The 15,931-nt window shown below is 60.8% G+C and carries 12 protein-coding genes; 7 read left to right on the plus strand and 5 right to left on the minus strand.

The features are described 5' to 3' along the window. Positions 1-1,311, minus strand: a 1,311-nt coding sequence (locus SNL23_RS14590) for an ATP-binding protein (RefSeq protein ID WP_003213176.1), incomplete at its 3' end; no start/stop codon positions are given. A gap of 116 nt (positions 1,312-1,427) precedes the next feature. After that, a complete protein-coding gene (gene ompR, locus SNL23_RS14595) occupies positions 1,428-2,168 on the minus strand; it encodes an osmolarity response regulator transcription factor OmpR (protein ID WP_003213175.1) in 741 nt (246 codons plus the stop codon). Positions 2,169-2,525: 357 nt separating this feature from the next. Here ompR and SNL23_RS14600 point away from each other — a divergent pair, with 357 nt between their 5' ends. The 7 genes from SNL23_RS14600 (at position 2,526) to tauD (ending at position 10,704) form a co-directional block, all read left to right on the plus strand. Beyond that, the gene (locus tag SNL23_RS14600) at positions 2,526-4,850 is read left to right on the plus strand and encodes a Tex family protein (RefSeq protein ID WP_318302573.1); all 2,325 of its coding nucleotides are present in this window, start codon (positions 2,526-2,528) and stop codon (positions 4,848-4,850) included. Further along, a complete protein-coding gene (locus SNL23_RS14605; RefSeq protein WP_008435797.1) occupies positions 4,850-5,233 on the plus strand; it encodes a PaaI family thioesterase in 384 nt (127 codons plus the stop codon). The genes SNL23_RS14600 and SNL23_RS14605 overlap by 1 nt, the downstream gene beginning before the upstream one ends. Before the next feature lie 214 nt (positions 5,234-5,447). Further along, positions 5,448-7,031: a glutamate--cysteine ligase gene (gene gshA, locus SNL23_RS14610; protein ID WP_318302574.1), complete on the plus strand. Its 1,584-nt coding sequence runs from the start codon at positions 5,448-5,450 to the stop codon at positions 7,029-7,031. A 212-nt stretch (positions 7,032-7,243) separates the two neighbouring features. After that, the gene (gene tauA, locus SNL23_RS14615) at positions 7,244-8,221 is read left to right on the plus strand and encodes a taurine ABC transporter substrate-binding protein (protein WP_318302575.1); all 978 of its coding nucleotides are present in this window, start codon (positions 7,244-7,246) and stop codon (positions 8,219-8,221) included. Between the two features lie 18 nt (positions 8,222-8,239). Then, positions 8,240-9,019, plus strand: coding sequence for a taurine ABC transporter ATP-binding subunit (gene tauB, locus SNL23_RS14620; RefSeq protein WP_318302576.1), 780 nt, complete (start codon positions 8,240-8,242; stop codon positions 9,017-9,019). Then, the gene (gene tauC, locus SNL23_RS14625; RefSeq protein WP_076018188.1) at positions 9,016-9,846 is read left to right on the plus strand and encodes a taurine ABC transporter permease TauC; all 831 of its coding nucleotides are present in this window, start codon (positions 9,016-9,018) and stop codon (positions 9,844-9,846) included. Before tauB ends, tauC begins: the two co-directional genes overlap by 4 nt. Positions 9,847-9,867: 21 nt before the next feature. After that, the gene (tauD, locus tag SNL23_RS14630) at positions 9,868-10,704 is read left to right on the plus strand and encodes a taurine dioxygenase (protein WP_318302577.1); all 837 of its coding nucleotides are present in this window, start codon (positions 9,868-9,870) and stop codon (positions 10,702-10,704) included. Positions 10,705-10,851: 147 nt separating this feature from the next. Here tauD and mgrA read toward each other — a convergent pair whose 3' ends face one another. From mgrA to betT, 3 genes are all read right to left on the minus strand, one after another. Beyond that, a complete protein-coding gene (mgrA, locus tag SNL23_RS14635; RefSeq protein ID WP_003211877.1) occupies positions 10,852-11,889 on the minus strand; it encodes an L-glyceraldehyde 3-phosphate reductase in 1,038 nt (345 codons plus the stop codon). A 109-nt stretch (positions 11,890-11,998) separates the two neighbouring features. Continuing rightward, positions 11,999-13,327, minus strand: coding sequence for an OprD family outer membrane porin (locus SNL23_RS14640; protein WP_083676749.1), 1,329 nt, complete (start codon positions 13,325-13,327; stop codon positions 11,999-12,001). Between the two features lie 270 nt (positions 13,328-13,597). Then, complete coding sequence (gene betT / locus SNL23_RS14645) at positions 13,598-15,559, minus strand: choline transporter BetT (protein ID WP_167663436.1); 1,962 nt, start codon at positions 15,557-15,559, stop codon at positions 13,598-13,600. Between the last annotated feature and the right edge of the window lie 372 nt (positions 15,560-15,931).

Below are 15,931 nucleotides of genomic sequence, written 5' to 3' on the forward strand. Positions count from 1 at the left end.
GACCGCGTCCCTGGGCAACATCAGCCCCAACGGCAAACGCACTCGCGCTTCCAGGCCGCCGTCCGGCCGGTTGCGCAACTCAACATTGCCGCCATGCATCGAAGCAATCCGTCGCACAATCGCCAGCCCCAGGCCCGTACCTTTGCCACCCCGGGCACGATCGCCACGGGTGAACGGGTTGAAGATGCCCTCCAGCTCTGCCGGATCGATCCCGGCGCCACGGTCCATGACACTCAGCACCACGTAAGGAGCACTGGTATCCCCGGAGACATAGGCCGCCACTTCCACATCGGAACCGGCGTGATGCAGGGCGTTGCCAATCAGGTTGTTCAGCAGGCGTTTCATCGATACCCGACGCAACGCGAACGGCTGGATCGGCTCCAGGCGCATGCGCACCTGCTCGCCGTTCTGGTTGTAGGGCGCCACCACCTCACGTACCAGGTCCGTCAGGTCGACTTCTTCCACTACCTCGTCGCGACCGTCGCGGATAAACGCGAGGAACTGGTCGAGAATCGCGTCCATGTCCTCGATATCGCGGACCATATCGTCGGTAAGGTCGGTGTGGTTGCCCATCAGTTCCAGGGAAAGCCGCAAACGCGTCAATGGCGTGCGCAGGTCATGGGACACCCCCGCCAACATCAGCTCGCGCTCGCGCCCCGCCTGTTCGACATCCTCGGCCATCTGGTTGAACGCGCTGTACACCTCGGTCATTTCACTCGGCGTGTCGCTGATGGGCAGCCGCACGCTACGGCCCTGACCGAGCTGGCGTGCAGCAAACACCAGGCGCTTGAGCGGCTGGTTGAGCTGGCGCACGAAAATCCAGGCAGACGCGGTGGAAAGCAAACCAATTGCCAGGAACCAGCCCAGCACGTTCCAGATCTTCTGCCCACGCAGTGGGTGCGGGTACAGCGGTACTTTCAGCCAGTCCTCGCCCAGGCTCGGGGCCCGCACCCACAGCGCCGGCGATACATGCATGCGCAGCCGTACCTCGGTGTCTTCACCCAGTTCGGCCTGCATCTGTCTTTGGTAGATTTCACTGTAGGGCCAATGTTGCTCGCCCTCGGGCACGCCCGCGCCTGCGACCCGGACCAGGGTGGCAGCCTTGGCGATCTTCTCGCGGTTCTCGGGGTCTGCGGCCCAATAGGCGCGCAAGGTCAGGGCGACACCGTGGCTGTACTGCCGGTCCACCAGCACATCTTCGTTCATCAACAGATAAACCAGTGTCAGGGCCTTGGAAAACAGTACGACGATGAGCACCAGCCAAAGGGTGCGTGAGAAAAAACTTTGGGGGAACCACAACGGGGTTTTCATAAAAGACAGCTAGACACCTTGCAGGAGCGAGCGAGGCTCGCAGAATTGCAAACGCCGGGCAACCGGCTGACTCTTATCGAGTCAACACCGGCAAGCCCGCTTCTGCAAATCATCGGTCACTTGGTTGCAGTGCCATCCGGCACAAACACGTAACCCACGCCCCACACCGTCTGGATATAACGCGGCTTGGATGGATCGGGTTCGATCATCCGGCGCAGACGGGATATCTGTACGTCGATGGAGCGCTCCAGGGCGTCCCACTCGCGGCCACGGGCCAGGTTCATCAGCTTGTCACGGGTCAGCGGCTGGCGAGCGTTCATCACCAGTGCCTTGAGCACGGCGAATTCGCCGGTGGTCAGCATGTGCACTTCATCGCCACGCTTGAGCTCACGGGTGGCCAGCGACAGCTCGTAGTCACCGAAGGTCACGCTTTCGTCTTCGCTGCCTGGGGCACCCGGTACCGGGGCGGCCTGGCGACGCAGTACGGCCTTGACCCGCGCCATCAGCTCGTCCGGGTTGAACGGCTTGGCCAGGTAGTCGTCAGCGCCCAGTTCCAGGCCCTTGATACGGCTCAGCTCATCGCCCTTGGCGGTCAGCATGATGATCGGGATCTGATTGTTGGCGCCGCGCAGGCGTTTGCAGGCGGTCAGGCCGTCTTCGCCGGGCAGCATCAGGTCCAGAACTACCAGGTTGAAGACTTCACGTCCCAACAGGCGGTCCATTTGTTCGGTGTTTGGCACCGCGCGTGCGCGATAGCCCTTGGAGTTGAAGAAACGCTCCAGCAGGCTGCTCAGCCCCGGATCGTCATCAACGATGAGAATTTTTTCGCCTTCAGCAGTTTGTGCAGTGCTGCTCATTAGATGCTCCTCTTATCTCGGCGCGCATTATGGCGTAGCTGCCGTTATACGCACCGTGTGCATTGTTAGCAGATTTTTCCTCTACCGCCAGCTAACCCGCGCCCTACAACCTTGGCCGCAATCCCCCCAAGGGCGGAACGCTGGTTATAATGCGGCGCCTTTGTGCAGGGCAACGTCAGTTCGTTGCCGTTTACTGCCTGGGGATTTTTTTCACCCGCTTGTAGTGATTTTTTCGATTTCGAGGGTCAATAGGCTGCCTCTTGACCCAGGCAGCGGCGCCAGTCGGGCCGCTCAACCAGCCTCGCAAGCCTTGTTTTCCGGGCCTGCGAGCCTGCTTTCAGAATTTCAGGTGGTTTTATGGACAGCATCAACAGCCGCATCGCCGAGGAACTCGGTGTACGCCCACAACAGGTCGAAGCGGCCGTCGCTCTACTGGATGAAGGCTCCACAGTGCCCTTCATCGCCCGTTACCGTAAAGAAGTCACCGGCAGCCTCGATGATATCCAGTTGCGGCATCTGGAAGAGCGCCTGCGCTACCTGCGAGAACTCGACGAACGGCGTATCAGCATCCTCGCCAGCATCGAAGAGCAAGGCAAGCTGACCCCGCAACTGGAACGCGACATCAAGCTCGCCGACACCAAGACCCGCCTCGAAGACTTGTACCTGCCGTACAAACAGAAGCGTCGCACCAAGGGCCAGATCGCCCTGGAAGCCGGCCTCGGCGAGTTGGCCGACGGTCTGTTCAACGATCCGTCCCTGGCTCCGGAAAGCGAAGCTGCACGTTTTATCGATGCCGAAAAAGGCGTCGCCGACGTCAAGGCTGCCCTCGAAGGCGCCAAGTACATCCTCATGGAGCGCTTCGCCGAAGACGCCAACCTGCTGGAAAAACTGCGCAATTACCTGAAGCAGGAAGCCACCCTCAGTGCCCGCGTGATCGCCGGCAAGGAAGAGGAAGGCGCCAAGTTCCGCGATTACTTCGAACACGACGAGCCGCTGAAAAGCATGCCGTCCCACCGCGCCCTCGCGATTTTCCGCGGTCGCAACGAAGGCATCCTGAGCTCCGCGCTGAAAGTCGGCGACGAGCTGCCAGGCACCATGCACTCGTGCGAAGGCATGATCGGTCAACAATTCGGCATCCAGAATCAGAATCGTCCTGCGGACAAGTGGCTCAGTGAAGTCGTGCGCTGGACCTGGAAGGTCAAGCTCTACACCCACCTGGAAACCGACCTGCTGGGCGAGCTGCGCGACGGCGCCGAGACCGAAGCCATCAGCGTTTTCGCCCACAACCTGCACGACCTGCTGCTGGCCGCTCCAGCCGGCCCGCGTGCCACCCTGGGCCTCGACCCGGGCCTGCGTACCGGCTGCAAGGTTGCCGTGGTCGACGCCACCGGCAAGATGCTCGACCACGCCACGGTTTACCCGCATGTGCCGCACAACAAGTGGGACCAGACCATCGCGATCCTCGCCGCCCTGTGCGCCAAGCACTCGGTGGACCTGATCGCCATCGGCAACGGCACCGCCAGCCGCGAAACCGACAAGCTGGCTGCCGAGCTGATCAAAAAATACCCAGGCATGCAGATGACCAAGGTAATGGTCTCCGAGGCCGGCGCCTCGGTGTATTCCGCGTCTGAGCTGGCTTCCAAGGAATTCCCGGACCTCGACGTGTCGATCCGTGGCGCAGTATCCATCGCTCGCCGCCTGCAAGATCCACTGGCCGAACTGGTGAAGATCGATCCGAAATCCATCGGCGTCGGCCAGTACCAGCACGACGTGTCGCAGCTGAAACTGGCACGCGGCCTGGATGCAGTAGTGGAAGACTGCGTGAACAAGGTCGGCGTGGATGTGAATACCGCTTCGGTTGCGCTGCTGGCCCGAATTTCCGGCCTCAACGCCACCCTGGCACAAAACATCGTGACCCACCGCGACGAAAACGGTGCGTTCAAGACCCGTGCAGCGCTGAAAAAAGTCGCACGCCTTGGCGAAAAAACCTTCGAACAAGCCGCCGGCTTCCTGCGCGTCATGAACGGTGACAACCCGCTGGACTCCTCGGCCGTCCACCCGGAAGCCTACCCGCTGGTGCAACGCATTGCCGCTGAAACCGACCGCGACATCCGCTCGCTGATCGGCGACGCCGCGTTCCTCAAGCGCCTGGACCCGAAAAAGTACACCGACGAAACCTTCGGCGTACCGACCATCACCGACATCCTGCAAGAGCTGGAAAAACCTGGCCGCGACCCGCGTCCCGAGTTCAAGACCGCCGAGTTCCAGGAAGGCGTCGAAGACCTCAAGGACCTGCAACTGGGGATGATCCTCGAGGGCGTAGTCACCAACGTGACCAACTTCGGCGCGTTTGTGGATATCGGCGTGCATCAGGACGGTTTGGTGCACATCTCTGCACTTTCGGAGAAGTTCATCAAGGACCCGCGCGAAGCGGTGAAAGCCGGTGACGTGGTCAAGGTCAAGGTCATGGAAGTCGACATCCCGCGCAAACGCGTCGGCCTGTCGATGCGCATGAGCGACACCCCGGGCGAAAAAATCGACGGTGCCCGTGGCGCACGCCCTGGCTCGGCGCCACGCCAGTCCCAAGGCAGCGCACCCCGCAAGGAAACCGCTGCGCCAGCCCCGGCCAATAACGCCATGGCTTCGCTGTTCGCCAATGCCAAACAACTGAAGAAACGTTAATGGAACTGCCAGCCGGTTTGACCCACAGCGCTTTCAGCGAACTCATTGGCTGCCGCCTGCAACGCCTGGAAACCGGTGTTGCCGAGGTGGCCATGACCCTGGAACCGCAACTGCGCAACCGCGCTGGCAAGCTCCATGGCGGGGCGATCTTCAGCCTGGTGGACATTGCCATGGGGCTGGCCTGTTCCAGCTCCCATGGTTTCGACCAGCAAAGCGCGACCATCGAATGCAAGATCAACTACATCCGCGCCGTTTCCGACGGCGACGTGCTATGCACTGCCCGGGTGATTCACCCCGGTCGGCGCACGCTGGTGGTCGAGGCGGACGTGTACCAGGACGAAAAACTGGTCGCAAAAGCACAAGGCACCTTCGCTGTCCTATAGCTCCCTGTCATCGATTTGAGTTAATTTCGGCGCTGCGAAAGTTGCGCCGAACTTTTCTTCGTGCGCGATAGCCAGACTCAGGGACGAAGGCGGCTCTTTCAGAGTGGGTCAATCCGGCTCAAAAACCAGGCGATAACGCCAGTTTCCACTTCACCCTTGTAGACCGTCCTGCCCACCCCCATATTGGGGCGACTGACGCGTGAAGGAATCCAACTTGAGCGAACTTCTCAACCGCCGCCTGGCCCTGCTCGGCAAGCACGAACACCTCTCTTTGCTCGAGCAATGCCTGCACGGCATCGAGCGTGAATGCCTGCGCGTCACCGGTGAAGGCCGACTGGCACAAACGCCGCACCCCGAGGCCTTGGGCGCTGCACTGACCCACGAACAAATCACCACCGACTATTCCGAGTCGCTGCTTGAGTTCATCACCCCGGCGTTGCCCAACCCGGCCGATACCCTGAGCAGCCTCGACAAGATCCACCGTTTTGCCTACAGCAAGCTCGGCAGCGAGTACCTGTGGAGTCCATCGATGCCGTGCCCGTTGCCGGCCGAGGAAGATATTCCGATTGCCTACTACGGCACCTCCAACATCGGACAGCTCAAGTACGTATATCGCAAGGGCCTGGCCCTGCGGTACGGCAAGACCATGCAGTGCATCGCCGGGATCCACTACAACTTCTCCCTGCCGGAAGCGTTGTGGCCGCTGCTCAAGGAAGCCGAAGGCTTTGTAGGTACCGACCGCGACTACCAGTCCACGGCTTATATCGCGCTGATCCGTAACTTCCGCCGCTACAGCTGGCTGCTGATGTACCTGTTCGGCGCCTCGCCGGCCCTGGACGCGGGTTTCCTGCGCGGTCGCTCGCACCAGCTGGAAGTGCTGGACGCCGACACTCTGTACCTGCCGTACGCCACCAGCCTGCGCATGAGCGACCTGGGTTACCAGAGCAACGCCCAGGCCGGCCTGACGCCGTGCTACAACGACCTGGCGAGCTACACCGACAGCCTGCGCGAAGCGGTGGCAACGCCCTACGCGCCGTACGTCGAAGTCGGCACCCATAAGGACGGTGAGTGGGTACAGCTCAACACCAACATCCTGCAGATCGAAAACGAGTACTACTCCAACATCCGGCCCAAGCGCGTGACCTACACCGGCGAACGGCCGATCCAGGCGTTGATGGCTCGTGGCATTCAGTACATCGAAGTGCGCTGCCTGGACATCAACCCGTTCCTGCCAATGGGCATCGACTTGCAAGAGTCGCGCTTCCTCGACGCGTTCCTGCTGTATTGCGCCTTGAATGACAGCCCGCTGTTCGCTGATAACGAGTGCGGCAACGCCACCTCCAACTTCCTCAGCGTGGTCAAGGAAGGTCGCCGTCCGGGCCTGCAATTGCAACGCCGTGGCGAATCGGTGGACATGAAGGAGTGGGCCGCCGAGTTGCTGGAGCAGATTGCTCCGCTGGCTGCCTTGCTGGATCAGAGCCAGGGCATCAATGAACACAGCCTGGCACTGGACGCCCAGTTGGCGAAGGTCAAGGATTCGTCCCTGACCCCGTCGGCCCAGGTGCTGGCGGCGATGAGCGAGCGTAAAGAGAGCTTTGCGCAATTCTCGCTGCATCAGAGCCAGGTGCACGCCGAACACTTCCGCAGCGAGCCGTTGAAGGTTGAGGAACAGGCGCGTTTTGAAGAGCTGGCGCGTAATTCGCTGGCGCAGCAGTCGGAGCTGGAGCAGAACGAAGTGGGCGATTTTGACGTGTTTGTCGGGTCGTACCAGGCGAGCATCCTCGCTATCAGTAACTAATCATTCGCAACCTACTGTAGGAGCGAGCTTGCTCGCGAAAAACCTGAGAACAACGCGTTCACCCAGACAGCACGCGTTATCGTTGACGTTTTTCGCGAGCAAGCTCGCTCCTACATAATAAGCTAATTCGAAAATGTTATTTATTTTCGGATTCTTAGATCATTTAGTCTTCTCACACGCCGACCTCCGGCCGCCTGATGAGGACTTCCCCCTTGAAACTGCACTTCCCCCTTCGCCTCTTGGCGGCGTTGTCCCTGGCCGGTGCCAGCCTGTTTGCCCAGGCCGCCGACGTAACCATCGCTTACCAGACCACCGTTGACCCGGCGAAAGTCGCCCAGGCCGACGGCGCCTACGAAAAAGCCACCAACGCCAAGATCGACTGGCGCAAATTCGACAACGGTGCCGACATCATCGCCGCCATCGCTTCCGGCGACGTGCAGATCGGCTACCTAGGTTCCAGCCCCCTGACCGCTGCCGTGACCCGCAAGGTCCCGGTGGAAACCTTCCTGATCGCCACCCAGATCGGCGGTGCCGAAGCCTTGGTGGCGCGCAACGGTTCCGGGATCAACAGCCCGCAGGACCTGATCGGCAAGAAAGTCGCCGTGCCGTTCGTTTCCACTGGCCACTACAGCCTGCTGGCCGCACTGAAGCACTGGAACATCGACCCTTCGAAAGTGACCATCCTCAACCTCGCCCCGCCAGCCATCATCGCTGCCTGGAAGCGCGGTGATATCGACGCCACCTACGTATGGGATCCGGCTCTGGGCGTAGCCAAGGAAAACGGCAAAGTGCTGATTACTTCCGGCGAACTGGCCAAATTTGGCGCACCGACTTTCGATGCCTGGATCGTGCGTAAGGATTTCGCCGAGAAGCACCCGGAAATCGTCACGGCCTTTGCCAAAGTCACCCTGGATGCCTACGCCGCTTACCGCAAAGACCCACAAGCCTGGCTGGCTAACCAAAGCAACGTCGACAAACTGGTGAAACTCTCCGGAGCCAAGGCCAGCGATATTCCGCTGCTGCTGCAAGGCAACGTCTACCCGCTGGCGGCTGACCAGGTCACCCTGCTCGGCGCACCCACCACCAAGGCCGTCACCGACACCGCCGCGTTCCTCAAGGAACAGGGCAAGGTCGACGCCGTACTGCCGGATTACGCCCCGTACGTCAGCCCGAAGTTCATCACTAACTGATACCAGGAGTTCACCGCGATGGCCTTGCTACAACTGGAGCGCATCAGCGCACAGTACCCAGGCAGCCCGGAGCCCGTACTGGCCGATATTTCCCTGAGCCTTGGGCCCCAGCAATTGCTGGTGGCCCTCGGCCCTTCCGGCAGTGGCAAGACTTCGCTGTTGAACCTGATTGCCGGTTTTGTCGAACCCAGCGCCGGGCGCATCACCCTTGACGGTGTGCCGGTAAAAGGACCGAGCGCCGAACGCGGCGTGGTGTTCCAGGACGACGCCCTGCTGCCCTGGCAGGACGTACTGGCCAACGTCGGCTTCGGCCTGGAGTTGGCGGGCGTGTCCAAGGCCAAGCGCGAAATCCGCGCCCGGGAAATGCTGGCCCTGGTGGACCTCGCCGGCTTCGACAGCCGCCGCATCTGGCAACTCTCCGGTGGCCAGAAGCAACGTGTGGGCCTGGCCCGCGCGTTGGCTGCTGACCCGCGCGTACTGCTGATGGACGAACCGTTCGGCGCCCTCGATGCCTTCACCCGCGAACAGATGCAGGAGCTGTTGCTGCAAGTCTGGCGGCGCACAGCCAAGCCGGTGTTCCTGATTACCCACGACATCGAAGAAGCCGTATTCCTCGCCACGGATCTGATTCTGCTGGCGCCCAACCCAGGCCAGATCGTCGAGCGCCTGAGCCTGGACTTCGGCCAGCGCTACGCCGCCGGTGAGTCGGCACGGGCGATCAAATCCGACCCGCGCTTTATCGAAACCCGCGAACACGTGCTGGGCAAGGTGTTCTCCCAACGGCAGGTGTCCGCATGAGCAGCTACGAATTACCGGCGACCCGCACCGCGCAAACTCCGGTGGTGCCGGTACGCCGCAGTCTGAGCACCCGCTGGATCAGCGTGCTGACCCTGGTGACTCTGGTCGCTATCTGGTGGGCCGTGACCGCCAGCGGGCTGATCGAACCGCTGTTCCTGCCACCGCCTTCCGCCGTGCTGCAAAAAGGCTGGCTGCTGGCGACCACTGGCTACATGGACTCCACCCTGTGGCAGCACTTGGGCGCGAGCCTCAAGCGTATCGGCCTGGGCCTCGGCTTTGCCGTGCTGACCGCCGTGCCGGTGGGCATTGCCATCGGCTCCAATCGCATCGCCCGGGGCATTCTGGATCCGCTGATCGAGTTTTACCGCCCGATTCCGCCGCTGGCTTACCTGCCGCTGATCGTGATCTGGTGCGGCATCGGCGAGCTGTCCAAGGTGCTGCTGATCTACCTGGCGATTTTTGCGCCGATCGCCATTGCTACCGCCACCGGCGTGCGCACCGTCGACCCGGCCAAATTGCGCGCCGCGCAGTCATTGGGCGCCACACGGGCACAGCTGATTCGCCACGTAATCCTGCCGAGCGCCCTGCCCGACATCCTCACCGGCGTGCGGATTGGCCTCGGTGTGGGGTGGTCGACGTTGGTGGCCGCCGAGCTGATCGCCGCCACCAGCGGCCTGGGTTTCATGGTGCAGTCCGCCGCGCAGTTCCTGGTCACCGACGTAGTGGTGCTGGGCATCCTGGTGATCGCACTCATCGCCTTTGCGATGGAAATGGGCTTGCGTGCCCTGCAGCGCAAACTGGTGCCGTGGCATGGCCAGGCACACTAAGAAATTTTCGACGAGAATCCCATGAGCAGCCTGACCGTAACGCCTCTCAGCACCGCCCTTGGCGCCCAGATCAGTGGCGTCGACATCACCCAACCGCTGAACATCGAACACCGCGACGCCATCGAACAGGCGCTGCTCAAGCATTCGGTGCTGTTCTTCCGCAACCAGCCGATCAACCCGCAGCAACAGGCGCGGTTCGCGGCGCATTTCGGCGACCTGCACATTCACCCGATCTACCCCAACGTGCCGGAACAGCCTGAAGTGCTGATCCTCGATACCGCCGTGACCGATGTACGCGATAACGCCATCTGGCACACCGACGTGACCTTCCTGCCCACGCCGGCCCTCGGCGCGGTACTCAGCGCCAAGCTGTTGCCGGAGTTCGGTGGCGATACGTTGTGGGCCAGCGGGATTGCCGCGTATGAGGCGTTGTCGGAGCCATTCAAAAAGCTGCTGGACGGTTTGACGGCGACCCATGACTTCACCCGTTCCTTCCCGCTGGAGCGTTATGGCAACACGCCGGAAGATTTGGCGCGCTGGGAAGAAGCCCGGCGCAAGAACCCGCCACTGTCCCATCCGGTGATTCGCACGCACCCGGTGAGCGGGCGTAAATCGCTGTTCGTCAGTGAAGGGTTCACCAGCAAGATCAACGAACTGGAGCCCGCGGAAAGCGAGGCGGTGTTGAAGCTGCTGTTTGCGCACGCGACACGGCCGGAATTCACCATTCGCTGGCGTTGGCAGGAAAATGACGTGGCGTTCTGGGATAACCGCGTGACCCAGCATTACGCGGTGGATGATTACCGGCCGCAACGGCGGGTGATGCACCGGGCGACGATTCTTGGAGATGTGCCGTTCTAGCAGGCACACCACAAATCAAATGTGGGAGCGGGCTTGCTCGCGAAGGCGGTGGATCAGTCGACATATACAGTGACTGACACTCCGCTTTCGCGAGCAAGCCCGCTCCCACATTTGGTTGGGGATGATTCAGGAGTTGGGGACTACCGCTTACTCAGCGGTAGACGGCTTCTCCCACAAGTTAATCCCGCCTTCCTGCGCAAACCGATCAATCTCCGCCAGCTCTTGCGCGCTGAAGCTCAAATTCTGCAACGCCCCGACGTTTTCAATGATCTGCTCCGGCCGGCTCGCGCCGATCAGGGCACTGGTGACCCGCGGATCACGCAACGTCCACGCCAACGCCATCTGCGCCAGGCTCTGGCCACGACGCTTGGCAATTTCATTCAGCGCACGGGCGTGGGCGATGTTGGCCTCGGACAAATGCTTGGCCTGCAACGAACCACCACCCGGGCGATTCACCCGCGCATCCGCCGGTACGCCGTTGAGGTATTTGTCGGTCAACAGTCCCTGGGCCAATGGCGTGAACGCAATCACCCCGGCACCGAGTTCTTCGGTGACGTCCAGCAGGTCTTTTTCCACCCAGCGATTGAGCAGGTTGTAGGCCGGCTGATGGATCAGCAGTGGCACTTTCCACTCTTGAAGCAGTGCTGCAATTTCCCGGGTTTTCACGCCGGAATAGGACGAAATCCCGATGTACAACGCCTTGCCCTGTTGTACGGCGGTGGCCAGTGCGCTGGCGGTTTCTTCCAGTGGGGTGTCGGCATCAAAACGGTGGGAGTAGAAGATGTCCACGTAGTCGACGCCCAGGCGTTGCAGGCTCTGGTCGAGGCTCGCCAGTACGTACTTGCGCGAACCGCCGCCCTGGCCGTAAGGGCCTGGCCACATGTCCCAACCCGCCTTGCTGGAGATGATCAGTTCATCGCGGTAATGCTTGAAATCTTCCCGCAGCAAACGGCCGAAGTTGATCTCGGCGCTGCCGTACGGAGGGCCGTAGTTGTTGGCCAGGTCGAAGTGGTTGATACCCAGGTCGAACGCCGTACGCAGGAGCGCGCGCTGGGTGTCAATCGGGGTGCTGTCGCCAAAGTTGTGCCACAGCCCCAGGGACAGTGCCGGCAGCACCAGTCCGCTGCGACCTACGCGGCGATAAGGAATAGATTCATAGCGGTTTTCGGCAGCAATGTAAGTCATCGAATCCTCTCTTGGACTTGGGGCAAATAAGGCCCGGGAATAAGCATATTCCCGGGCCTTTTAAGCAGCTGAATCGCTTAAGTCTGCCTTTCCCTTTTACAGCAAAGTCCTACCAAAGTGGAACGACATAGCTCACATACAGGCGGTTTTCATCTTGCACGGTGGCGCCAGTAATATCCGGGCTGGCGTGGGCATTTCGCCACGTCACGCCGAGGCCTTTGAGGGTGCCGGTGGGCACTTGGTAAGCCACCGTGACGTTACGCTCCCATTCGCTGGTGGTGCCCTGGGTGGTGCGGATGTCATCACCGTGTGCGTAGGAAGTGGCGAACGTCAGGCCATTGAGGCCGAGCTTGCCGAAGTCATATTTGTACTGTGCCAGCCAGGTGCGTTCGCCGGCGTGCTGGAACTTGTTCAGTTGCATGTTGGTGAGTGCCGGGGTGTCGGCGCCCGAGCCCGGGCCCTGGTTGCTGGCACCGCTGTTCAGGCCGGAATCCAGGTACGGGAAGTCGCTGTCGCCGCTGTTTTTCTGGATGCCCAGGCCGACGGTATGGCCGTCCAGGCTGTAGCTTTCCAACAGGCTGACGGTGGACTGGTTGATGCGACCCTTGGAGGTGCCGTCGCCATAAAGACCGGCTGCGGAATAGTCCTTGTCGCCATCGGCGTTTGCACCCACACCCAGGCTGCGATACAGGCGCACGTCGGTGTCGATCGCGCCCACAGGCAAGGCGTCATGGCGCTTGGCACCGAGGAAGAACTGCTGGTAGTAATCCTCGAGGTTCGAGTACCACAGGCTGACGGTGGTGTCCGGCAAACCCTTGTAGTCCGCGCCGCCGTACAAGAAACGATCGCTCTCTTTGGTGCCGCCAGCGGTGATCATGCCCTGGTCGCCGGTCTCGTTGCGGATCTTGGTCTTGAGGATGTCACCGGCGGTAAAGGTGAAGTCAGTCAAGTCCTTGGAAACCAACTGCACGCCAGTGTTGGTCTGCTGGTACAAGCGGCCGTCGGTGTTGGCCAGTACCGGGTTGTTGCCGTAGAGCGTACCGACGCGCAATTCATCCTGGGCGAAGCGCATCTTGAAGGTCGGGCTGAGCACGCCGAACTGGTCGGCGGATTTACCGTCATCCAGCGGGAACATGCTGCCGGGGTATCGGCCCTGGTGATCCTTGTCATTGAGGTCGCCACCGGAATCCAGTTTCAAGCCGTAGAACGCCTGCAAGTCCAAGCCAAAGCCCACCGGGCCATCGGTGTAGCCGGACTTGAAGTTGAACTCAAAACCCTGGCCCCAATCACGGATGCTATGGGCCTTGTTATTGCTGTTCACCACATCGCGCCCCTGCTGATTGAGGTAGCGGTTGAGCAGGGTCACATCGGCGTGGCTGTCATCGATAAAATCGGCGTGGGCGGACAGCATAAAGCTCGCCATGGCGGCACCTACCATGGGGCTCAATAACGTCTTCATTGGTACCGGTCTCCGTCACTGTTCTGAAATGAAAGCGTCAAACGCTTCACACAATTAGGCGATGGCCATGTGACAGTTCGGAGTCAAAACATCCTTTACCCGGATGAAATTAAATTTAAGGAACCCTTCAAGCACGGGGCTTTGCGGGCGCTGGCGAGCGCTTCGGCGCGTCAATGGTGGTGGGGTATGGAGAAGAGACGAGGAGCAAAAAAAAGGCCCTGTTCGAGGTATTGAACAGGGCCTTTTCGTTTAGCGAACCAGGTGCAGGAACTGCATATGCCGTTCGTACTGGTCGAGGATGTCGTTGATGATCTGCTCCTTGGTGTAGCCCACCAGGTCGTAGTCCTGGCTGCCCTCACTCAAGTGCACTTCCGCCCGGTAATAGCGGCGGTTGTTGAGCTGCTTGGAACCCATGCCGCCCCGTGCAAATGACGGGGTGAAATAGCCGCGCATCTGCACCTGATACACGAACGGATGCTGTTCGCCGTGGCCGATTTCCAGGCTGACACTGTCGTTGGCCGGGTCCGGCTGGGCGACCACGTTCAGGCCTTTTTCGACAAACACTGCCGTCACTTCTTCGATCGCCGGACGCACCGTGGTCTCGAGGAAACGGTACACCTCATCCCGCGACGGGAAATGCACCGCCTGGCTCAAGCGCTGGCGCCAACCGCCCGTGCCTTTACGTGAGCCCGACACCGGCGCGAGGGAATGCATCTGCGCAATCTGCTTCTGGGATTCGAGGTAGAACGCCTTGTGCAGCCCCCACATCATCAGCAGCAAGATCATCGAGAACGGCAGCGATGTCAGCACCACAGCAGATTTGAGCGAGTCGATGCTGCCGGCAAACAACAGCGCGCTGGTCACCAACGCGGTCATCGCGCCCCAGAAAACCCGCAGCCACTTCGGCCCGTCTTCATCGGCGTTGCCGCCTTTGGCCGACAAGGTCGAGAGCACCACGGTGCCGGAGTCGGCCGAGGTGACGAAGAACACGAAGCTGATAAACACCGTGACGGCGATCACCGTCTTGCTCCACGGGTAGGTTTCCAGCAGCAGGTAGAGGCTCATCGACGGATCATCGATGGCCGACTGACCGAGCGCCGTGAGGCCGTGGTTGAGCACCTGGTCGATGGCGCTGTTGCCGAAGATCGACATCCACGCCAGGGTGAAGCCCAACGGGATCAACAGCACGCCGAACACAAATTCACGGATGGTGCGGCCGCGGGAAATACGCGCGATAAACAGGCCCACGAACGGCGACCATGCGATCCACCAGGCCCAATAAAACACGGTCCAGCCGCCCAGCCAGTCGCTGGGTTTGTCGTAGGCGTAGAGGTCGAAACTCTTGGTCGGCAAGGCGCCGAGGTAGTCGCCGATGTTCTGGATCAGGGTGTTGAGCAAGTGCTGGGTAGGACCCGCAAACAACACGAACAGCAGCAGCGCACAGGCCAGCAGCATGTTGATGTCGGACATCACCCGCACGCCCTTATCGACGCCCGAGACGGCGACAAGAATTGCCGCGCCCATCATCAAGGTGATGAGGCCGACCTGGATCCATTGGGTGTGAGCCACGCCGAACAGGTAATCAAGCCCGGAGTTGAGGTGCAACACGCCAAAGCCCATGTCGGCGCCAAGGCCGAACACCGTGGCGATGATGCCGAAGCCGTCCACGGCGTAACCGATGGGGCCGTTGATGCGCTTGCCGATCAGCGGGTACAGCGCCGAACGCAACGCCAGCGGCAGGTTATGCCGGTAGGCGAAATACGCCAGGGCCATGCCGACGAAGGCGAACACACCCCAGCCATGCAGGCCCCAGTGCAGAAACAGGATCTGCATGGCCTGGCGCGCCGCGTCACCGTTCAGCGCCTCGCCCTGGGGCGGTTGCACCAGGTGAGTCAACGGTTCGGAAACGCAGAAGAAAAACAGCGTGATGCTGATCCCGGCGGCGAACAGCATGCCCGCCCAGGACAGGTAACTGAATTCGGGCTCGTCGTGGTCGGCACCGAGTTTGATCTTGCCGTAGCCCGATAACGCGGTGACCACCACGAAGACCAGATACAGGGTCATCGCCAGCATGTAGTACCAGCCGACCGTATTGGCCGCCCAGTTTTGTGCGGCCAGCAGCCAGGCGCCGGCTTGTTCGGGAATCGCGATGACGGTCAGGCCGAACAGCAGGATGAAGCTCGCGGCGAAGTAAAACACCGGCGGGTTCATGCGGACCTGACCGCTTGAAGGTATGGACGATGCACTCATAAAGGGTGCACCTCAAGGGTGTGGGATGTGGCTGTAAAAAACGGACTCAGCAAAGGTAAGCCTCCTGTTGTGAGCGGGCAGCGAACCACCGATTTAACTTGAACGAACAGTCAAGTTAAACATGGATAGGGGTTTGAGGACTAATCGCAGGGCCGAGTGGTAGGTGTTTCCTACACTAGCTCAAGGAATTGTATGACGTATGGGGATGACGAAACGTTCAGCGATTGCTGAGCGAAATACGGCTCGAATCTGGCTAATGCGGCTCAAATTTGGAATACAGACAAAAATGTGGGAGCGGGCTTGCTCGCGAATGCGGTGGATCAGTCAACTGAT

The sequence above is a fragment of the Pseudomonas sp. SED1 genome, from assembly GCF_034044025.1.
Taxonomy (GTDB): domain Bacteria; phylum Pseudomonadota; class Gammaproteobacteria; order Pseudomonadales; family Pseudomonadaceae; genus Aquipseudomonas.